The following is a 21474-nucleotide window of genomic DNA, read 5'->3' on the forward strand; positions in this document are numbered from 1 at the left end:
TATCCAACCAAAAGGCCAAACATCAAGCTCAAGAATTCACTGACATACGTATCATCTACGTATATCGAACATCGTTTCCGACGTTCGTCGAGATCCAGACAACGGTCACCAGACCACCGTCCACATCTCCCTTCCATTCTACTATGTCAAAGAGCAAAAGAATGCCTAACTGGAAGAACCAGTCTTTCAAGACCCCTATCTTGTCAGGCTGTTTGCCGGACCGGACTTTCGTCAGCGTGCGGCAGGGCGATCTGTATATGGTGGGTTACCCCGCCATGTCAAGGGCCATTTTCAGGACCCTCAGATCGTGACAACGTTGCGGCATTCCTGTCGGACTAGCGAGCCTCGGAGGCCCCGTCCGTCAGAGCAGCGCGCCCCGTCGGTGAAGCGGTTTCTAGTGGGGAGGGCCTTCAAACGCAAGCGCTTTTTTCGTTGTTTTTCACTTTTTTGACAGCCCCCGGCGCAAAGCCGCAGAAACCCTCACTCTTGGCCTGCCCCGACAATTTGGCGGCACCAAAACGGCGTTAACGATACGGCAGACATATTGCCCTATATATATAAAGACTGTATTTCTATTGAAAAGCAGACCCCGGCCGGGAATCGGACCGGGAATCGGAATATGGACTCGAGCCTACAGGGAAGGACGACATGGCGGACTGGCGTAAGATTCGTGAACGGTTTTTAGCGGGTAAGACATGGACCGTGACCGGCAAACGGCTTTTCGACGTCATTCGCTCAAGTGAGTCGCCTGTCGGCTTCATCGCCATGGCCGGGATCGGCCTGCTGGTTGTCCTTCTCCTTAATATGGGCCCCGATGAAAATGCTGGCGACGCGGATGCGGATGATACCGTCTCCGTGGCACAGGCATCCGGCACACCGACGGCAGAGACCGCTGTAGATGAGTCCGCCGCAGCCGACGATGGCGATACGGCCGGCGAGCTGCCCGACGATGCCGCAATCGGCGACACGCCAGACACCCGTACCGAGACCTTCCGGCTTCAGCGGCGCGAAACCCTGAGCGGTCTCCTCAAGCGTGCCCATATCGATACAGGCAATGCCGCCGAGGCGATTGCCGAGCTCCGGACGGTGACCAACCTGCGCCGCCTGCGCCCGGGCCAGCAGTTGCACCTCACCCGTGCCGCCGGCGCCCCGAACAAGATCGAGCACCTGAGCCTGAGGGACAGCTTTGCCGCCACGGCAGAAGTAAAGGCCGACGGGGACGGTTATAAAGCCGACCGCGTCACAATCCCGACCATGACCCTGACCCGGCTGGTCGAGGGCACGATCGACGACAATCTTTACGTCTCCGCGAAAAAAGCCGGGCTGCCCGACAAGGTGATTGTCGAGCTGATCCGGTTGATGAGCTTCGATGTCGACTTCGAGCGCGACATAAGGGACGGCGACCGGTTCCAGGTCTATTTCGAGCGGACCTATGCCCCCACCCTGCATGAGACAAAAGATGGCCGCATCCTGCAGATCAAACTGGCGCTAAAGCGCGGCGATTACGAAGCCACCTATTTCAAGACGGCGGACGGTCGGGGCGACTATTATGATGCCGACGGCAAAAGCGCCCGGCGCGCGCTGATGAAAACACCGCTCGACGTCACCGTTGTCACCTCAAGCTACGGCCGCAGGCGCCACCCGGTGCTCGGCTACACCCGGATGCATAAAGGGGTAGACTTCCGCGCGTCCATCGGCACGCCTGTGATGGCAGCGGGTGACGGCGTGGTTGAACGCGCGAGCCGCTGGGGCAGTTACGGCAACTATCTGCGCATCCGCCACAACGGCACCTATTCGACCGCCTATGGCCACCTGAGCCGCTATGCCAAGGGTATCCACCGCGGTGCCCACGTCCGCCAGGGCCAGATCATCGCCTATTCGGGCGCGACGGGGCGCGTCAACGGCCCGCACCTGCATTATGAAGTGCTGATCCACGGCAAGCAGACCAACCCGATGACCCTGAAGCTGCCGAGCGGCAAAAGCCTGACCGGCAAGACCCTGACCGCCTACAAGGCGTCCCGGGACCATATGCTCGCCGATATCTCCCATATAGAATGGAGCAACAGGGCGTTGTTGGCCCAGGCTCAAGCAGAGACCAAGGCTACCCCCCTGTCACAGGACGGCAGCATCATGCCGACGGCAACAACATCGCGCGATACAGGTCTTGACGGCCGCGACACCAGCGCTAGGCTGAGCGTCGAACCGTAGGCTACTGATAGCAGGGCACCCTGATGTCCCCGGCTGTCACCGCCCGACACGAGGGGAACCCATGTCCAGATTTTCTTCTGCAAAACAACCGCTTTGCCTCATGGCCCTGGCTGCAGGCTCAATGCTGACGCTGGGAGCTGCCAGCACAGCCGTCCGTGCCGATCAGCCGACCGACCTGCAGGCCTTCCGCTCCTGCGCCGCCATCAAGGCCGACAGCGACCGCCTGGCCTGTTACGACAAGGCGGCTGCCGCCTTTGACTTTGACGGCACCAAGAAGCGCCTGAACGAAGCCACGAAGCTGAAAGCCGAAGCTGACCGCCTGCGCGCCGAAGCTGAGGCCCGCAAGGCCGAGACGACGCGCCTGAAGGCCGAAGCTCAGGCCAGAAAGGCCGAAGCTGACCGTCTGAAGGCTGAAGCTGATGCCCGCAAAGCGGAAGCCGACCGCGCGGAAGCTGCCGAAAAGGCCCGCATGGCCGCGCTCGAGCGCCAGAAGGCCGAACAGGCGAAGTCCCAAGTCGAAGATTTCGGCAAACCCGCGAAAGAGGACAAGGCCCTCGCGCATATTGAATCGACCATCAGCCACCTGACGAAACCACGGCCAGGCAGCGCCCACGGCGTGACCATCCAGCTGGAAAACGGCCAGACTTGGTACCAGACGGACAATAAGCGCACAGGCACGATACGGGCGGGCATGGCGGTAAGAATCGTCAAGGGGCCCTTCGGCGGCTTCATGCTGACGATCAAAAAGACCAACCGGTCCTTCTATGTGAAACGGATCGGATAGCCCGCCGCATACCCTGCTGAATACCGACCTGGAAAGGGAGCCTTCACGGCTCCCTTTTTTATTGTGACGGGGCCCTCAGCAATCCTTCCGGGTGAGAGGAAAAAGGTGTGTCATTTCGTGCAGCTACCGACCTTTTGCATAAACTTTAAGGCCTCAACGAAAAGCGCTATATCCAAGCTAAAGTGACATCATAACAATACTTTATCACCTGAAACTATATCTGTGGCGTAAAAGACACACCATTAGTTTAAACCGAAAGCTCATACGCCCCAAAGATTAAACTTTTCTGTCAAGGCCGGACAGAATCTGGCTAGACCTTATGAGCGGTTTAAAATTTCCGCAAATTCCGAGTGCTTGGAAAGCAATAAATAGAAGAGGAAACGCAGAGTGTCTAAGGAACTCATGAAATTGCGTCGCACCGCCCTTCTGGGTAGTGCCGCAACCCTCCTCGCCAGCTTCGCGCTGGGTGCAGGGGCTTCTGGTGCATATGCACAGGACCAGGCTGCCGCTAAAAAAGCGGACAGCAAAACGATGGAAGTGGAAGAGGTTGTCGTAACCGGTTCGCGTATTGTCCGGAAAGACCTGGACAGCACGAGCCCGCTGGCCGTAACCACCTCCGCTGACGTGAAACTGTCCGGTTTCACCAAAGTAGAAGACATGATGAACAGCCTGCCGCAGATCGAAGCTGCGCAGACGTCCTTCATCTCCAACGGCGCAACCGGTACCGCTACCCTCGACCTTCGTGGTATGGGCCCGCAGCGTACCCTGGTTCTCGTCAACGGCCGCCGTCTGCAGCCGGGCGGTCTGAGCCAGGCGCCTGACATCAACCAGATTCCGGCCGCTCTTGTTGAGCGTGCAGAAGTTATCACCGGTGGTGCTTCGGCTACCTACGGTGCTGACGCTGTGGCCGGTGTTGTTAACTTCGTTATGAAGCAGGATTTCCAGGGTATTGAAATCACTGCCGGCATCGACGGTTACCAGCACAACAACCGTAACTCCTACATCCAGGGTCTGATGGATGCTCGTGGCTTCTCCTATCCGAAGGGCTCGAACGGCATCGGCGGCACCACCTACAGTGTCGACCTGACCATGGGCGGCGACTTCGCCGACGGTAAAGGCCATGCAACCGCTTACGCTACCTGGCGTAAAGTTGATCCGTTCCTCGAAGGTGAGCGCGACTACAGCTCGTGTGCACTGAGCAGCTCGGGTACGTCGTGTGGTGGTTCGGCTAACGCCATCATCCCGAACATGTACATCGGTTCGCTCCTGTCGGACGGTTCCATCAACTGGGATACCGCTCAGTGGCTGTCGCTTGACTCGAACAGCAACTTCATCCCGTCGCCGTCCAGCAACCGTTACAACTACGCTCCGGTCAACCACTTCATGCGTCCGGATGAGCGTTGGACCCTCGGTACTTTCGTAAACTACGAAATCAACGATACGTTCAAGCCGTACATGGAAGCCATGTTCATGCGCGACCGTACGGAAGCCCAGATCGCTGAATCCGGTACCTTCTTCGCTGAGCAGTACAACATCTCGTACGATTCGCCGCTGATTAACGATGCCCAGCGCCAGTATCTGACCGACAACTTCGGTCTGCATTCCGGCGACCAGTTCGGCACTTACATCGGTAAGCGTAACGTCGAAGGTGGCCCGCGTTCGAACCTGATCAACCACGATGCAATGCGTATCGTTGTTGGTACCAAAGGTAACCTGAGCGACACCTGGACCTACGATGCATCGTTCATGTACGGCTCGACCACCTTTACGTCGGCTTACATCAACGACTTCTATGCTCCGAACATCACTGCTGCTCTGGCCAACGGCACCTACCACGTCTTCACCTACAACGGTGTGACCTCGGCAGAAGCCGACGCCCTGACCGGTACCGCTGTTCTCGAAGGTATCACCAAAGAATATGTCGCCAACGGTTACGTAACCGGCGATCTTGGTGTTTCCCTCCCGAGCGCAGAAGACCCGATCCAGGTCGTTCTGGGTGCTGAATACCGCAAAGAGGTATTCGAATCCCGCTCCGACACCGTGTATGAAAAAGGCCAGCTTCTTGGCCAGGGTGGCCCGACCGCGTCGGTTGCCGGTTCGTACAACGTGAAAGAAATCTTCGGTGAAGCCGTTGTTCCGCTGGTTCAGGATGCTGAATTCGCTCAGAACCTGACCCTCGAACTCGCTGGCCGTTATTCGGACTACAACACTTCTGGCAGCACGGAGACCTACAAGGTAGCCATGTCCTGGAAGCCGGTTGACCGTATCGAATTCAAAGCCAGCTACAACCGCGCTGTTCGTGCACCGAACGTAAACGAACTGTATTCGCCGCAGTACCAGGGCCTTTGGGGTGGTGACGACCCGTGTGCGGGTAGCTCGCCGACCCTGACCCAAGCTCAGTGTGCGAACACCGGCGTAACCGCTGCTCAGTACGGCAACATCTCTGCTTCGCCGGCTAGCCAGTACAACTCCATCTACGGTGGTAACCCGGACCTGAAGCCGGAAGTCGCAGACTCCTGGACCGTTGGTGCCGTGGTTAACCCGATTGATGCCCTGACCGTTCGTGTCGACCTGTGGGACATCAAGATGACGGATGCCATCTCCACGATCTCGCAACAGGTTGCTATCCAGCAGTGTGGCGAAACTGGTCTCGCTCAGTTCTGTGACCTGATCCATCGTGGTAACGCTGGTACGCTGTGGCTCGGTTACTCGGGTTATGTAACCGCAACCAACATCAACACCGGTGGTCAGCACCTTCGCGGTCTCGATGTCGCAGCCGATTACTCGACCGAGCTCGGCAGCGGTACCCTGAACGCCAAGCTTTCCGGCACCTACATGTTCAAGAAAGAGGTCGATCCGGTTGGCGGCCTTACGGGTGACCAGTATGATTGCGTAAGCGATTACACCACCAACAGCTGCTTCCCGCAGCCGAAGTGGCGTCACACCATGACCGTTTCCTACCAGTCCGACTCCTTCTGGAGCGTTACCGGTAAATGGCGTTACTTCGGTCGCGTCGGCGGTAAAGGTGACGGCAGCATCGATGACCATATCGCTGCTCAGTCCTACTTCGACCTGAAAGCTGCTTTCGACGTAACCCCGAACGTTGGCCTGCTCGTTGGTGTGAACAACATCTTCGACAAAGAGCCGCCGCTCGTAGGTGGTTCGTTCTCCACGAACGCAAACACCTTCGCTGGTTACTACGACACGCTTGGCCGCTACCTGCACGCCAGCGTGACCGTAAGCTTCTAATCCTTCGGGACCAGAAGCCTTACAAGGCAATGATTGGAAGCGGCGGGATTTTCCCGCCGCTTCTTCTTTTGGGGTAATGCCCCTTCCTATACCCGCCCATCCGATAGCTCTCCGGGCTAGGCGCTCCGTTCAACATTTGCTATTGCTAGCGGGGTAGACCGCTAACCATGACAAAGGCCGCCGTGAGCTTATCCCCGCAGCATCAGACGCTCTTCCGCGACAGCCAGATGGCGCAGCGGCAAGCCCGGTTCAAAGAAGCGGAAGATGGCTATCGCCGGCTTCTGGCAGAAGGTGCCCCGCGCGAACCGGTGCTTCAGGCCCTCACCCAGCTATATTTTCAAACCAACAGACCGGATGACGCGGCCCAGTGCCTGCGTGACCTGATAAAGGCCACGCCCGGCCAGCTGGCTTATTATGATCACCTGATCCAGCTTCATGAGCGTATGGGGCAGGTAAAAGAGGCCGCCGGGGTCTATAAAGCACTTCTGGCGCGCGCGCCAACGCTGGCCAACAGCTGGTTCAACCTGGCGCGCCTACAGAAGCAGATGCGCCAGTATGACGAGGCCCTCGCCTCCTACGCCGAAGCGCTCCGCCGCGGGATCGACGGGCCGGAGGAAGTGCATCTCAATCGCGGTGTCATCTATGCCGATTGCCTGATGCAGCCGGATTGGGCGGAGAAGGAACTCGCTCAGGCGCTTGCCCTGAACCCGCGCTATGAGCCGGCGCTTCTCAACCTTGCCAACCTGCAGGAAGAAAGGGGGGCGAAGGAGGAAGCGCTCGCCACCTACGGGAAGCTTCTTGGGGCCGCGCCAGGCCATGCCGAGGCGCTGGCGCGCTATGCTAACCTGCGCGGCGTGCCGTCGCCCGAAGACCCGCTGGTGTACAGGCTCAAGAAAGCGGCAGACAATCCCTCGACCGACCTGCCCGGCAAGACAAGCCTCCGATTCGCGCTCGGCAAGGTGCTGGACGGCTGCGGCGCCTATGATGCCGCGTTCGATCAATATGGCCAGGCAAACCAGCTGAGCCGGCAGGCAGGTGCCTCCTATGACCGGCAGGCCCAGGAACGGCTGACGGACGCGCTTATCACTACATTCTCAGCCGATTGGTTTGAGGGGCTCACCCCTGTCTCGGACGCGTCACCTGTATTCATCTGCGGCATGTTCCGCTCGGGCTCGACCCTCCTGGAGCAGGTGCTGGCCGCCCATGACGCCATCACCGCAGGCGGCGAACTCGATTTTTGGGCTGACACCGTCCGCACCGAGCTTTCGCCCTTCCCCGCAACCGTCCTTCATATGGCGGAGGCGGACCGGAAAATGCTGGCGGACCGCTATGAGGCCCTGATCGAACGCCTGTACCCTGGCGCACGGCTCGTGACCGACAAGCGCCCGGACAATTTCCTTTATGTCGGGCTGATCAAAAGCCTGTTCCCGCGCGCCCGCATCATCCACACAAGGCGCAACGTGCTGGACAATTGCCTTTCGGTCTATTTCCTCCACCTCGGGGCAAGCATGGGCTACGCCACCGACCTTCTGGATACCGGCCATTACTGGCGGGAGCAGGAAAGGCTGATGGATCACTGGAAAAGCCTATTCGAGGACACCATCACCAGCTTCGACTATGACGCCTTCGTCAAAGCCCCCGAATCAGAACTGCGACCGCTTCTCGGCTTCCTCGGGCTTGATTGGGATGACAAGTGCCTGAGCTTTCACACGCTTCAGAATGTGGTCAAAACCGCCAGCTACTGGCAGGTACGCCAGCCGCTTTACAAGTCCTCCTCAGGCCGCTGGCACAATTACGAGCGCCATCTGGGACCTCTCCGCAAAATACTGGGTGTCGAGGGGGACTGACACCACCCTCACGACGGTACGAAGTCGAACGCGACCGTTATGCGGTGCTCATCCGACATGAACGGAATCGTCCCGTGCCACATGTAGGAGGGAAAGAGCGCCAGCTTGCCAACTTCCGGCCGGACGATTCGCTGGGGCGGCAGGTCCAGCCCCATTTCCACTGGCGGTGCGCCAAACTGGATATGCCCTTCCGTTCCCTTCCCCGCCTGTACTTCAGCCGGCAACGCCACATAGAGGGCGGAGCTGAACCAACCTTCGGGGTGGAAATGGTTGGTATGGAACCCTTGTGATGCCAGCCGGACCGACCAGGCGCCCTTGAAAGAAAAGCCGTCTGTGCGGCGCCCCCAGAAAGGATGGTCCGAATCGTCCGGGAAATCATCCAGCACCCGTTCGATCGCCTCCCCGATCTGAACCTTCAGCGCCCGCAATATAGGGTTCTTGAGCCGGAACAGGAAACCGTTGGTCTGCGTGCCACCCCGCAAGGTCTGATCAAGCGGATGTGCCTGCATCTGGTGCAGCATTTCCAGCTCCGCCTTGACCCTGGCGAAAAAACTTTCGGCATCGGCATAGTCCGCAGGTGGCAGAACCTCCACCGGCCGCACCATGCGCTCATAATCCAACAGCCAATCGGTGCGCGGATCCCCCATCAATTGCCAGGCGGTCCCCCGGAAGGCCCAGGCACGCTGGTCATAGGGGTCCCGTTCTATCGCGAAGGCACACAAGGCATCCGCCCGCTCCGGCGCGCCTGATTTGATGAGATGCTCAGCGAACATCAGCCGGGGCTGAACACCCTCGGCATCCGCCTTCAGGATCGTCTCGAACCCTGCTGTTGCCTCATCTGTGTGGCCGAGCGCGGAATGCGCCACCGCCTCGGCAAGCAAAAGCCGCGGCGCGGGGCCGCACGGGCCACGAGCCTTATCAAGCTCCGTCAGCACTTCCTCGAACCGGGCCTGATGCCCCAGAAGGTCGACATAAGCACCCCACAGGTTCGGATCGTCCGGCTTTTCGCTGATCGCCTGCCTGATCGCCGACAGGTGATCGCCCTCGGCACCTGTTTCCCAGCGGAACTTCGCCCGCGCATATTGAGTGTCCGGGTCATAACGGAACCGCGTGACCGCTTCTTCATGGACAGCCTGCGCTTTTTCGAGCGCGCGGGCCTCATAATAACATTCGCCCAGGTTCTGATAGAGACCCGGCACATGCATTCCGGCGGCTCGGGCCTTTTCAAACGCCGTCGCCGCGGCTTCAAATTCCCCCGCAGCGCGCAACAGGTCACCATAGGCATTCCAGAGCCGGGCATTCTTCGGGTCGAGCCTCAGCCCTTCCCGGTACGCATCCTGCGCTTTGGCTTCACTGCCCGCCTGACGTTCGGCAGTACCGAGAAGTTCCCACGCCACAGGCATGGTGGGGGCAAGGTCGGCCAGGCGCCGCGCCACCGTAAGCGCCTCCGCCCCTTGACCCGCAGCCGTCAGCGCCAATGACAGATTGTACCAGCCGTTGACGAACGACGAGTCAACCTTCACCGCCTTCCGGTACAGGCTGATCGCCTCATCCAGGCGGCCAAGCCCCATCAGCATGTTGGCATAGTTGCCCAGGACCGCCGGTTGAAGCGGTGCACTTTCCAGGCTTTGGCGGAAGTATTTTTCAGCTTCGGCGAACTGGTTCTGCCCCCGCGCCTTCATCGCCAGCATATGCAGTGCATCGGGCTGGCGCGGATGGGACATAAGGATTTGCCGGCACAGGGATTCGGCTTCCTGGGCACGACCAGCGCGCAAAAAGGACATCGCCTGTTGAAGCTTTGCCGCCAAAGATGCCGTCATGGATTCAGTCACTCCTTAGCGCCCCGTCACAAAACCTAACTTGTGTTTAGCGGATGGAAAGAGACCGGTCCAGTATCAATGACAGGCACCGGAATCTTCATGTTGCCGCTACGTCATCTTGATTTTGCAATCGATTACGTTTTATTTGGACAATATTATCTTATACTTTGGTTTAGTTACATTTGTGCAACAGATACGAGTAATATTAATGTTTTGTTAATCTTAGTCTTTACTCCCAACTTCATGATCTTGCACGCTTGCCCGACTAGCTAGGGGACTACACCTGTCTGGGCTGACAGGTTCACCTAAAACTCTTGGGAGGAGTGTATAAATGACTAGCACAGAGCTATTGAAGCGCCGGCTGGCAGCCGGGACCGCTTCAATGCTGGTTGCAACTATGAGCATCATAGCTGCACCTGCATGGGCACAAGATGCCCCCACTACCGACAACCAGGCCAAACCCGTCGAATGTGGCGACGGTGAAGTCCTTAATACGAAGGGGAAGTGCGAATCTGACCGTTCGGTTGAGGAAGTTGTCGTCACCGGGTCTCACCTGCGGCGGAACGCCATGACCGCGCCGTCACCTCTGACGGTCGTCGGCCAGCAGGACATCAAGCTGTCGGGGAAAGTCAACCTCGGCGACTTCCTGGCGCAAACGCCTGCCCTGCAGGAAAGCTTCCAGTCGGGAGATTCCACCGGGTCCCAGATCGGCCTTGGCGGCCTGAACTTCCTGAACCTGCGCGGTTTGGGCAGTGACAGGACCCTGGTGCTGGTTGATGGCCGCCGCCATGTCGGCCTGTCGGCAGGCGACACCCGCGTGGACATCAACACCATCCCCTCGGCCCTGGTCGAACGGGTGGAAGTGGTTACGGGCGGTGCCTCGGCGCTTTATGGCTCGGACGCTGTCTCCGGCGTGGTCAACTTCATTATGAAGCATGACTATGAAGGCTATCAGGTAGACGGCTATTTCGGGAAAGGCCAAAGCGGCATTGATACCTCCCGCAAAATCACCGCCCTCGCGGGCTGGAATTTTGGCGGGGACCGCGGCAACGCGACGCTGGCGGTTGAATGGCGCAAAGAAGATGGCGTGGACGAAAGCCAGTTCGACTGGCTCGGCAACTTCAGCAATGTCAGGGTCGACCGCGATGTTGACGCCAATGGCGACGGTATCGCCGACCCGGACGGCATCTACAATATCGTTCCCTTCCGGGATGCCCGCTCCTTGCAGGTTTCCGACGGCGGCGTGCTGCAGGATCTCTTCTTCGGCTATATGCCCTACCGCCTGAACTTCGACACGGTTGGTGGTGCCACCCGGCTGAGGTGCCCGAGCGGCCGTATCAGCACATCAGGCAACACCTGTGACGGTGGGAATGGCTTCCCGACCGAGCGGTTCGTCACATCGCTGACGCCGGACTATGAAGCCATCAACGTCAACGGCTCGTTCGATTACAAGCTGACCGACAATCACACGTTCTTCGTCGATGCCAAATATGCGCACAGCAAGTCCTACTATCAGTTCCAGCCAAACTTCGACTTCCTGTATATCGGGGATCAGGCCCTGGAAGATAATGGCATCATCGGTGTGGATATCGGCCTCGATAACCCGTTCCTGCCACAAGCCGCGAAGGACTATATCAACACGATCGGCGATGCCACTGGCTATCCGATCGCAGCGATGGTCCGCTTCAACTTCGAGTTCGGCGCCCGCCCACAGACCGACTACCGGGACACGTACCGGATTGTTGGTGGCCTGCGCGGCAATGTTACCAACAACTGGACCTATGAAGTTTCCGTCAACTACGGCAAGTCCACCGATAACCGCATCGATGGCGGCGTCCGGAAAGAGGACGATTGGTTTGAACGGATCGATGTCACCACGGATGCAAACGGCAACCCGGTTTGCCGGAGCGGGCGCCCCGACTGTGATCCGATCAACGTCTTTGGCCCGAATGCCATCACGCAGGCGCAAGTTGACAGCCTAGTTGTCGAGCTGAACAACAATGATGAGATCAGCCAACTGGTGATTGGCGGTTCGGTGAACGGTGACCTTTTCGACATGCCGGCAGGGGCTGTTCAGGCCGCGTTCGGGGTTGAGTATCGGGAAGACCGTTCTGTGTCCAACCCGGATCCGCTGCCGACGACGATGAACCTGTTCGCCAACGAACTGAAGGGCGTGAATGGGCAGATCAACGTCAAGGAAATCTACGGTGAAATGTCCTTCCCGCTTCTTGAGGACAAGGCCTTCGCCAAGGACCTGTCGGTCGACCTGGCCGGTCGTCTGTCTGACTATTCGACGGCAGGCAGCAACTTCACCTACAAGGCGGGCCTGAACTGGACCCTCAGTGAAGATATCCGTTTCCGTGCCACCTACGGCCGCGCGGTACGGGCCCCGAACATCGGTGAAGTCTTCCAGCCCGAATCACAAACTTTCGGTTCGATTTCGGACCCCTGTTCGTACGACAACCTGGATAACGACGCCACTGTCGCTGCCAACCGTCGTGCCAACTGTGCTGCCCTCGGCCTTGATGTCGGTACCTTCTTCGACCCGACCCAGGCGGCTTCCAAGCCCGGCTACCTCCGCGGCAACCCGGATGTCGGTCCGGAAACGGCAGACACCATTACCATCGGTACGGTTCTGACCCCGCGTTTCCTCAAAGGCTTCAGCCTCAGCGCCGACTATTGGAACATCAAGATCAAGGATGCCATCCGCACCCTGTCGGCTTCGGAAACAGCACAGAAATGTGTCGACGGACCGGATCTCGACCCGCTGTTCTGTGACCGCATCACCCGTGATCCTTCGTCGGGCCTGATTACCAGCTTCATTCTGCAGCCGGTGAACGTACAGGCGATTGAAACCGATGGTATCGACATTGAAGCACGCTACGGCTTTAACGTGGACAGCATCATGAAGGACAAGCCGGGCCGTATCGACCTGCGCCTGGTCGGCACCTACACGTTCCACCAGCGGTTCTTCAACTTCCAGAACGACCCGACCGATTTTGAAGAATGGGCCGGTGTTGTGGGGACACCGCACTGGGCTTCCCAGCTTTTCCTCAGCTACACCACCGAAAAGCTACATGTTCAGTGGAAAACCCGCTGGCTGGACCCGATGCTGAACGCACGCCAGGACATTCTGGCTGCCGAGCCTGAAAGGTACAAGCCGGGCTATGAAAAGTCGGGGCACTATTTCAAGCATGACCTTTCGGTCGAATATAAGCTGACTGAAATGCTGACCCTGCGCCTTGGTGTGAACAACGTCTTCGACAAGAAGCCGCCGATCATGCACCGGACAAGCACGGCCCGGACCCGGTATGACCTCTATGGCCGCTACTATTGGGGTGGCCTGAACGTCAAGTTCTAGGCAACCGATACCTGAAAAAAGAAAGCCGGGGCACTACTGCCCCGGCTTTTTCATTTCAATAAAGGTCCGTCACTTTAGGCTGCGGCCGCCTTATCGTGCGCGACCACAAGGCTGAGAGCACCATCACCGGCCGTGACCTCAACCGTATCGCCGGTCTTGACCTCGCCTCTGAGGATCAGCTCTGCCAGCGGGTCCTGCAGATATTTCTGCACTGTCCGCTTGAGGGGCCGTGCGCCATAAACCGGGTCGTAGCCGGCTTCAGCCAGCCAGTCCCGGGCGCTGGCATCCAGTGCAACGCTGACCTTGCGGTCGGCAAGCAGCTTCTGCAGCCGGGCGACCTGGATATCCACGATCCCGGCCATATGCTTGCGCGCCAGGCGGTGGAACAGGATCACCTCATCCAGACGGTTCAGGAACTCAGGCCGGAACGCGCCTTTGACCACATCCATAACCTGGTCATAGACATTCTCGACCGGCTCATCGTCCTTGAGGTCCGCGATCAGGTGCGAGCCCAGGTTCGACGTCAGGATGATCAGCGTGTTGGTGAAGTCCACCGTGCGGCCCTGGCCATCAGTCAGGCGGCCGTCATCCAGCACCTGCAGAAGCACGTTGAAGACATCCGGATGCGCTTTCTCGACCTCATCGAACAGCACGACCTGATAAGGCCGACGCCGTACGGCTTCGGTGAGCACACCACCTTCTTCGTAGCCGACATAGCCCGGAGGCGCGCCGATCAGACGCGAGACCGCGTGCTTCTCCATGAACTCGGACATGTCGATTCGGACCATCGCCGTGTCGTCATTGAAGAGGAACGAGGCCAGCGCTTTCGTGAGCTCGGTCTTGCCGACCCCGGTCGGACCGAGGAACAGGAAGCTGCCCATCGGCCGGTTCGGGTCCTGCAGGCCCGCGCGGGCACGGCGAACGGAGGCCGAAACCGCTTCCAAAGCTTCGCGCTGGCCGATCACCCGTTTACCGAGCTCATCTTCCATGCGCAGGAGCTTGTCACGCTCGCCTTCCAGCATCTTGTCGACCGGCACACCAGTCCAGCGCGAGACGACGCCCGCGATATCCTGGTCGGTGACTTCCTCACGCAGCAGCTGTTCCTTGCCTTCCTTGGCAGCTTCTTCCAGACGCTGCTCAAGCTGCGGGATCGTACCGTGTTGAAGCTCGCCCGCGGCGGCATAGTCACCGCGGCGCTGCGCCTGCTCGAGCTGGATACGGGCCTGGTCAAGCTGCTCCTTGAGCTGCTGTTCCCCAGCCATCTTGTCCTTCTCGGCCTGCCAGCGGGCTGTCAGTTCAGCCGACCGCTGTTCGAGGTCCGCAAGTTCTTTTTCAAGCTCTTCCAGACGGGATTTGGAGCCTTCATCCTTCTCCTTGTTGAGCGCTTCACGCTCGATCTTGAGCTGGATGATGCGGCGGTCGAGCTCGTCGATCTCCACCGGCTTCGATTCGGTTTCCATACGCAGGCGCGAGGCGGCCTCGTCCATCAGGTCGATCGCCTTGTCCGGCAGGAACCGGTCGGTGATATAGCGGTTCGAAAGTGTTGCAGCGGCAACAAGCGCACCGTCCGTGATGCGGACACCGTGGTGCAGCTCATACTTTTCCTTCAACCCGCGCAGGATCGAGATCGTATCCTCGACCGTCGGCTCGCCCACGAACACAGGCTGGAAGCGGCGCTCGAGGGCAGCGTCCTTTTCCACATACTTGCGGTATTCGCTGAGCGTGGTGGCACCGATACAGTGCAGCTCACCGCGGGCAAGCGCAGGCTTCAGAAGGTTCGAAGCATCCATGGCGCCATCGGTTTTCCCGGCGCCCACCAGCGTGTGCATCTCATCGATGAACAGGACGATATCGCCCTCACCGGCCGCAACTTCCTGCAGCACGCCTTTGAGGCGTTCCTCAAACTCACCGCGGTATTTGGCGCCAGCGATCAGCGAGCCCATATCGAGTGCCATGATCTTCTTGTTCTTCAGGCTGTCCGGCACGTCGCCATTGGCAATGCGGAGCGCGAGGCCCTCGGCGATTGCGGTCTTACCGACACCAGGCTCCCCGATCAGGACCGGGTTGTTCTTGGTCCGGCGCGACAGTACCTGCACGGTGCGGCGGATTTCCTCATCCCGGCCAATCACCGGGTCGAGCTTGCCGTCACGCGCGCGCTGGGTCAGGTCCTGCGCGAACCGCTTCAGGGCGTCATAGGCGTCTTCGGCCGACTGGGTGTCCGCCGTGCGGCCCTTGCGAATGTCATTAATCGCCTTGTTGAGGGCGTCTGCCGTCAGCCCGGCCTTCGCCAGGATCTTGGCGCTTTCGGCCTTGGCGGTCAGAAGAAGCGCAAGCAGCAGCCGTTCGGCGGTGACATATTTGTCCCCTGCCTTTTCGGCGACTTCCTCAGCCTTTGCAAACAGCTGCGCGGTAACCGGGTCCATATGAAGCTGGCCCGCGCCCGAGCCTTCAACCTTCGGCAGTTTACCGAGGGCTTCCTCAACCAGCTTGAGGGCGTCTTCAGGACGGCCGCCAGCGGCGCGAATAAGGTTCGCGGCCAGGCCTTCACGGTCGTCCAGCAATACTTTCAGGATATGTTCAGGCGTAAAACGCTGATGCCCTTCCCGAAGGGCAAGACCTTGCGCAGATTGGATAAAACCGCGCGTACGGTCGGTATATTGTTCAATATTCATGTGTCTTTAACCCCATGACAGTTTCCGCCCTTCTTCGAAGCGACGGAGATTTACACAAGTACAAGCGGACACCCCGCACTCGGGCATATCCGCCCTATAGATGTAGGAAGCCTATCAAAATGCTCAAGGGGTCGGCCTGATGAAAGTCAAGCCAGTGACACTTTTTCCGCGAAAAAGAAAAGCCGCCCCAAAGGACGGCTTTTGCTGATGTCTTCTCGAACCGAGCCAGCGTTTATGCGGCCTCATCCCCTTGGGGAGCTGCCACGACGGCCTGAGCGGTCTCCGCAGCGACTTTTTCATCCTTGCGCGGCCTGCCACGGCGCGGGGCAACGGCCCGGCGGCGGGGCTTTTCTTCGCCCTCGGGCGCTACCGTGCCTTGCAGGTCCAGTTCAGGATGAACTTCCGTCGGCTGTTCCTGTTCGGCTATGTTGACCTTGGGCTGGTCCTCAGCGCCATTCCGGCCGCCATTCCGGCGACCACCGCGGCTGCGGCGACCCCGCTGGTTGTTGCCTTCAGCCTGCTGCTCATCGGCCCCCTCGTCGCCATCATACGCGTCCGAGTCATAGGCACCGTTCGACTTGTTTTGGCTTTCGTCCTGGTCGGACACGTAATCGCCCGGCCCCCGCATATCATTGACGACACGCTGATAATGATCGGCGAACTGATAATAATATTCGGCAAGAACGCGATCCCCGGCCTGTTTGGCTTCGCGGGCCTGGTTCTTGTATTTTTCCAGAAGCTGCTTCGGATTGCCGCGCACCCGGTTTTCAGACCGGGCATTCCCTGGATTGCCGCCCTTATTGCTACCGCCCTTGCGGGACGATGGACGGGCACGCTGTTTGCGCGCGTTTTGTGCTTGTTTCATGCGGAATCAATACCAACAATGTTGAGAAGTCATAAAATGGCAGTCCACGACTGCCAGTCTTCCGAGATCGGTTACCGATTTTTTTCGGAAATTACGTTTCCGGGCCGCTGCTGCGAGTATAACGCGCCTGTGGCGACGCCCGTGAACACAGTCACCCTAGCGTCTTCAAATCCGCATTCCAAGAACGAATTTGGCTTTTATGGTGTTTTTTTGCCGCTAACCACGCGGTTAATACCCCCAAGATCCGGGGTTATGACGATATCCACATAGCCAGAGGCTGCCAATATCGCCGCGACATCGTCCGCTTGCCCGATCCCGACTTCGACCGCCAGCAAGCCGCCACCGGCAAGATAGGCTGGGGCTTCTGCCGCGATCAGCTTATAAGGCGCAAGGCCGTCCGGACCGCCGTCGAGGGCACTCATCGGTTCATAGTCCCGCACATCAGCCATAAGCCCCCCGATGTCGGCGGAGGGGATATAGGGCGGGTTCGAGACGATAACGTCAAATCCGCCTTCCGGGGCCTGAACATCTGAAAACCAGTCACTGGTTTTAAAGACGGCCCGCCCGGCAAGACCCAGCTGGTCGGCATTTTCAGCGGCGAGCATGACAGCCCCGGGCATCAGGTCCACCCCCAGCCCATGCGCCTGCGGATATTCACTGAGGATACTGAGGAGGATGCAGCCGGTACCGGTACCGAGATCGAGGATATGGCGGGGTGCCTGCGCATATTTGGTGACAACCTCGACCAATGTTTCGGTGTCAGGGCGCGGGATCAGCGTCTCGGGCGAGACCTTGAACTCAAGGCTCCAGAACTCCTGGCTGCCGGTAAGGTACGCAACCGGCTCGCCCTTTTCCCGCCGGACAAGCAGGGCCTCAAACGCCTCGGCTTCATCCGCCTCAAGCGCACGCCCCTGTTCTGTATAAAGCCTGAGGCGCGGCAGCTTCAGCACGTGGGAAAGCAGGATTTCCGCGTCGAGCCGCGCCGTGACAATCCCCGCGGCGGCAAGCCGGTCGGTTGCCGCCTTAAGGACAGATGCGATTGCCTGCTCGGTCAAAAGCCCGCTTCCATGGCGGACAGCTTCATGGCCTGATCTTCGGCGATAAGAGCGTCGACAACTTCTGAAAGGCCTTCGCCCGCCAGGATCTGGTCCAGCTTATGAAGCGTGAGGCCGATGCGGTGATCGGTCACCCGCCCTTGCGGGAAGTTATAGGTACGGATGCGCTCCGACCGGTCGCCCGAGCCGACCTGCGATTTGCGGTCCTCGGCGCGCGCATTTGCCGCTTTTTCCCGCTCCAGGTCATAGAGCCGCGCGCGCAGGATTTTCATCGCCTTGTCGCGGTTCTTGTGCTGGGACTTTTCGCTCTGCGTCACCACGATGCCGGTGGGCAGGTGGGTGATGCGCACAGCCGAATCGGTGGTGTTGACGTGCTGGCCACCCGCGCCGGATGACCGCATGGTATCAATACGGATATCGGCGTCCTTGATCTCGATATCCACGTCTTCGGCTTCCGGCAGCACCGCCACCGTGGCGGCACTGGTATGAATGCGGCCGCCGGATTCGGTCACCGGCACACGCTGGACGCGGTGGACACCGCTTTCGAATTTCAGCTTGGCGAACACGCCCTTGCCGTGGACGTTGGCCATGACTTCCTTGAAGCCGCCAACTTCCGCGGGCGAAGCGGAGATCATCTCCATCTTCCAGCCCTGCGTTTCGGCATAGCGCTCGTACATGCGGTACAGATCACCGGCGAAAAGTGCGGCTTCATCACCGCCCGTGCCGGCACGAATTTCCAGGATGGCGGAGCGTTCGTCGGCGGCATCCTTGGGCAGAAGCTGGATCGAAAGCGCATGTTCGGCCGCAGGCAGTTTTTCCTTCAGCTCCTTCAGCTCCTCGACTGCCAGTTCCCGCATGTCGGCGTCACCGCCAGGGCCTGCCATTTCTTCGAGGTCTTCCTTCTCGGAGCGCATGGCCAGGACACTGTTCACGGCCTCAACCACCGGGCCCAAGTCGGCATATTCCCGGCTCAGCTTCACGAATTCCTCGTTCGAAAACTGATCCGGCGTGCCGAGCGCATGGCCCAAGTAATCGTAGCGCTCCAGAAGCTGGTTGAGCCGTTCGTCTGAAATGACTGCCATCGTCCCTGCCCCTTACGCTTTGACCGCCGCAACAAGCGCGTCAAACGCGACCGACGATTGCTCGCCGCTATCGAGGTCCTTCAGCATGGCGGTGCCCGCCGCGACATCATCATCCCCGATGATGATGGCATAGCGGGCGTTCGCCTTGGCCGCGCGGGTCAGGCGCTTGCCCAGGTTGCCGCTGCGGTCAGCGGTCACCACATGGCCCGCGGTGCGCAGGTCATCCGCGACCGTGAAGGCCTTCAGCGTGCCCGCTTCACCCATCGGCACCAGAACAATAGATCGTTCCGCATCCGTTACGATATTCGACAGCATGGCCAGGCGCTCGATACCGCCAGCCCAGCCAATCCCGGCCACCTTGGGGCCACCCAGCTTTTCGATGAGCCCGTCATAGCGGCCACCAGCAAGCACGGTGCCCTGGGCGCCAAGCTCGGTGGTGATGAATTCGAAAGCGGTGTGGGTGTAATAGTCGAGCCCACGCACCAGCCGCTCATTATGCTCATAGGGCACACCGACAGCATCAAGGCCTTTGCATACAGTCTCAAAAAACTGGCGCGAATGGTCGTTCAGATGCTCGGACAGCAAGGGGGCATTCGCGACCAGCAGCTTGTCGCCCTCATCCTTGCTATCGAGGATCCGGAGCGGGTTGGTGGTCAGGCGGCGCACACTGTCTTCCGACAGTTTGTCCTTAAAGCCTTCGAAATAGCTCACGAGCGCATCGCGGTACGCCATGCGGCTTTCGATATCGCCCAGCGTATTGAGGTTGAGGACAACCTTGTCCCCCAGCCCAAGCGCCTTGAGGAGCGACCAGGCCAGCGCGATCATGTCGACATCGAACTCCGGCGTTTCCGGCCCCAGTAGCTCAGCGTTGATCTGGTGGAACTGGCGGTAGCGGCCTTTTTGCGGGCGCTCATAGCGGAACACCGGGCCCCAGCTCATCAGGCGGCACGGCAGATGCTGCTGCAGGCCGTTGGAGATGAAGGCGCGGCAGACGCCGGCGGTGAACTCCGGGCGGAGGGTAATCTCCTCGCCGCCGCGGTCCTCGAACGTGTACATTTCCTTCGAGACCACATCGGACGCTTCGCCGAGCGGACGTTTGAACACCTCGGTAAACTCGAAAATCGGCGTTGCCATTTCCTCGAAGCCATAGGTGGTTGCGACCTTACGGAAGGTCTCGACCACGGCGGTCATCGAACGGGCTTCATCGCCAAAAATATCGCGCGTGCCCCGCGCTGGTTGCAGTTTGGACACGGGAAATTCCTTTAATTGTATCTAATGTGCGTGAGCGTGGGCCGGAGCCGCATCGGCAGCCTCAGCAGCTTCAGCTGCTTTCTGGGCTTCCAGTTCGGCGGCCTTTTTCTCGACCAGCTCAACGATATGGTCGACGAGCTTGTCGTCGGTGATTTTGTGGTCGGTCATCCCGGAGAGATAGACCATATGGTTGCCGTTGCCGCCACCGGTGAGGCCGATGTCGGTTTCACGCGCTTCGCCGGGGCCGTTCACGACACAGCCGATGATCGACAGGCTCATGGGCGTGTGGATGTGGCTCAGGCGTTCTTCAAGCGTCTCCACGGTCTTGATGACCGGGAAGGCCTGGCGCGCGCAGGACGGGCAGGAAACGATGCGGACGCCGCGGTGGCGGAGGCCCAGCGATTTCAGGATCTCAAAACCAACCTTGACTTCCTCGACCGGCTCAGCCGACAGCGACACGCGGATGGTGTCGCCAATCCCGGCCCACAGGAGCGAGCCGATACCGATCGACGATTTCACGGTGCCGCCACGCAGGCCGCCCGCTTCGGTGATGCCGAGATGGAGCGGATAGTCGCAGGCTTCCGCAAGGCCGTGGTAGGCCGCGACCGCCAGGAACACGTCTGACGCCTTCACGCTGATCTTGAAATCGAAAAAGTCATTGTCTTCGAGGATACGGGCGTGTTCGAGCGCGCTTTCAACCAGCGCTTCCGGGCACGGCTCACCGTATTTTTCCAGCAGGTGCTTTTCCAAAGATCCGGCATTGACGCCGATCCGCATCGAGCAGCCGTTGGCCTTGGCCGCGCGCACCACTTCCTTCACCCGCTCGGACGAGCCGATGTTACCGGGGTTGATGCGCAGGCACGCAGCCCCGGCATCCGCGGCTTCAAGCGCGCGCTTATAATGGAAGTGAATGTCAGCGACGATCGGCACACCGGCTTCGCGGCAAATCTCCGGCATCGCGGCGGTGGAGGCTTCGTCCGGGCAGGAAACCCGCACGATATCTGCCCCGGCTTCGACGGCGGCATGGATTTGCTGGAGCGTCGCCTTCGCATCGGACGTCAGCGTGTTGGTCATGGTCTGCACGGCAATCGGCGCATCCCCGCCCACGGGAACGTTGCCCACCATCACTTGGCGGGATTTGCGTCGGATCACGTCTCTCCAGGGGCGAATGCTCATGCCTGCACCATACCTTCAACAGTTACGGTTGGCGTTATACATGAGGAACCCCCTCGCCGAAAGCAAGGATTTTGGGATTTTGCCTCACTTGCCCAAACAAAAAG

Annotated in this window: 12 protein-coding genes; 5 read left to right on the forward strand and 7 right to left on the reverse strand. The window is 59.5% G+C overall.

Annotation, left to right across the window (positions count from 1 at the left end; genetic code table 11):
• The first annotated feature begins 648 nt into the window (after positions 1-648).
• The 4 genes from K6118_RS15210 (at position 649) to K6118_RS15225 (ending at position 8088) form a co-directional block, all read left to right on the forward strand.
• Positions 649-2208: a peptidoglycan DD-metalloendopeptidase family protein gene (locus K6118_RS15210; protein ID WP_247121343.1), complete on the forward strand. Its 1560-nt coding sequence runs from the start codon at positions 649-651 to the stop codon at positions 2206-2208.
• Between the two features lie 61 nt (positions 2209-2269).
• Entirely contained in the window at positions 2270-2992 is a 723-nt protein-coding gene (locus K6118_RS15215) for a hypothetical protein (protein ID WP_247121344.1), read from the forward strand.
• Positions 2993-3379: 387 nt separating this feature from the next.
• Positions 3380-6241, forward strand: coding sequence for a TonB-dependent receptor domain-containing protein (locus K6118_RS15220; protein ID WP_247121345.1), 2862 nt, complete (start codon positions 3380-3382; stop codon positions 6239-6241).
• A gap of 182 nt (positions 6242-6423) precedes the next feature.
• Positions 6424-8088, forward strand: coding sequence for a tetratricopeptide repeat-containing sulfotransferase family protein (locus tag K6118_RS15225; protein WP_247121346.1), 1665 nt, complete (start codon positions 6424-6426; stop codon positions 8086-8088).
• Between the two features lie 8 nt (positions 8089-8096).
• Here the strand turns inward: K6118_RS15225 and K6118_RS15230 are convergent, their stop codons facing one another.
• Positions 8097-9908, reverse strand: a complete 1812-nt coding sequence (locus K6118_RS15230; protein WP_247121347.1) for a 2OG-Fe(II) oxygenase family protein — start codon at positions 9906-9908, stop codon at positions 8097-8099.
• A 331-nt stretch (positions 9909-10239) separates the two neighbouring features.
• On the opposite strand from K6118_RS15230, the gene K6118_RS15235 reads away from it, so the two are divergent.
• Complete coding sequence (locus K6118_RS15235; RefSeq protein ID WP_247121348.1) at positions 10240-13269, forward strand: TonB-dependent receptor; 3030 nt, start codon at positions 10240-10242, stop codon at positions 13267-13269.
• Positions 13270-13343: 74 nt separating this feature from the next.
• Here the strand turns inward: K6118_RS15235 and clpB are convergent, their stop codons facing one another.
• The 6 genes from clpB to ispG all read right to left on the reverse strand — a co-directional run bounded on the left by clpB (position 13344) and on the right by ispG (position 21370).
• Positions 13344-15941, reverse strand: coding sequence for an ATP-dependent chaperone ClpB (gene clpB / locus K6118_RS15240; RefSeq protein WP_247121349.1), 2598 nt, complete (start codon positions 15939-15941; stop codon positions 13344-13346).
• A gap of 232 nt (positions 15942-16173) precedes the next feature.
• On the reverse strand, positions 16174-16806 hold the full coding sequence (locus K6118_RS15245; RefSeq protein ID WP_247121350.1) for a DUF4167 domain-containing protein: 633 nt from the start codon (positions 16804-16806) through the stop codon (positions 16174-16176).
• A 197-nt stretch (positions 16807-17003) separates the two neighbouring features.
• On the reverse strand, positions 17004-17861 hold the full coding sequence (gene prmC / locus K6118_RS15250) for a peptide chain release factor N(5)-glutamine methyltransferase (protein ID WP_247121351.1): 858 nt from the start codon (positions 17859-17861) through the stop codon (positions 17004-17006).
• Positions 17858-18943: a peptide chain release factor 1 gene (prfA, locus tag K6118_RS15255; RefSeq protein WP_247121352.1), complete on the reverse strand. Its 1086-nt coding sequence runs from the start codon at positions 18941-18943 to the stop codon at positions 17858-17860. Before prfA ends, prmC begins: the two co-directional genes overlap by 4 nt.
• Positions 18944-18955: 12 nt before the next feature.
• Positions 18956-20194, reverse strand: a complete 1239-nt coding sequence (hisS, locus tag K6118_RS15260; protein WP_247121353.1) for a histidine--tRNA ligase — start codon at positions 20192-20194, stop codon at positions 18956-18958.
• A gap of 21 nt (positions 20195-20215) precedes the next feature.
• A complete protein-coding gene (gene ispG, locus K6118_RS15265) occupies positions 20216-21370 on the reverse strand; it encodes a flavodoxin-dependent (E)-4-hydroxy-3-methylbut-2-enyl-diphosphate synthase (RefSeq protein WP_281500846.1) in 1155 nt (384 codons plus the stop codon).
• Positions 21371-21474 lie beyond the last annotated feature (104 nt).

The sequence above is a fragment of the Kordiimonas marina genome, from assembly GCF_023006325.1.
Taxonomy (GTDB): Bacteria; Pseudomonadota; Alphaproteobacteria; order Sphingomonadales; family Kordiimonadaceae; genus Kordiimonas; species Kordiimonas marina.

Excerpts from the sequence above, each read along its gene's own strand:
- K6118_RS15210 (WP_247121343.1), top strand. The coding sequence starts at position 649 with ATGGCGGACTGGCGTAAGATTCGTGAACGGTTTTTAGCGGGTAAGACA.
- K6118_RS15215 (WP_247121344.1), top strand. The coding sequence starts at position 2,270 with ATGTCCAGATTTTCTTCTGCAAAACAACCGCTTTGCCTCATGGCCCTG.
- K6118_RS15230 (WP_247121347.1), bottom strand. The coding sequence starts at position 9,908 with ATGACGGCATCTTTGGCGGCAAAGCTTCAACAGGCGATGTCCTTTTTG.
- K6118_RS15235 (WP_247121348.1), top strand. The coding sequence starts at position 10,240 with ATGACTAGCACAGAGCTATTGAAGCGCCGGCTGGCAGCCGGGACCGCT.
- clpB (WP_247121349.1), bottom strand. The coding sequence starts at position 15,941 with ATGAATATTGAACAATATACCGACCGTACGCGCGGTTTTATCCAATCT.
- K6118_RS15245 (WP_247121350.1), bottom strand. The coding sequence starts at position 16,806 with ATGAAACAAGCACAAAACGCGCGCAAACAGCGTGCCCGTCCATCGTCC.
- prfA (WP_247121352.1), bottom strand. The coding sequence starts at position 18,943 with ATGGCAGTCATTTCAGACGAACGGCTCAACCAGCTTCTGGAGCGCTAC.
- ispG (WP_281500846.1), bottom strand. The coding sequence starts at position 21,370 with ATGAGCATTCGCCCCTGGAGAGACGTGATCCGACGCAAATCCCGCCAA.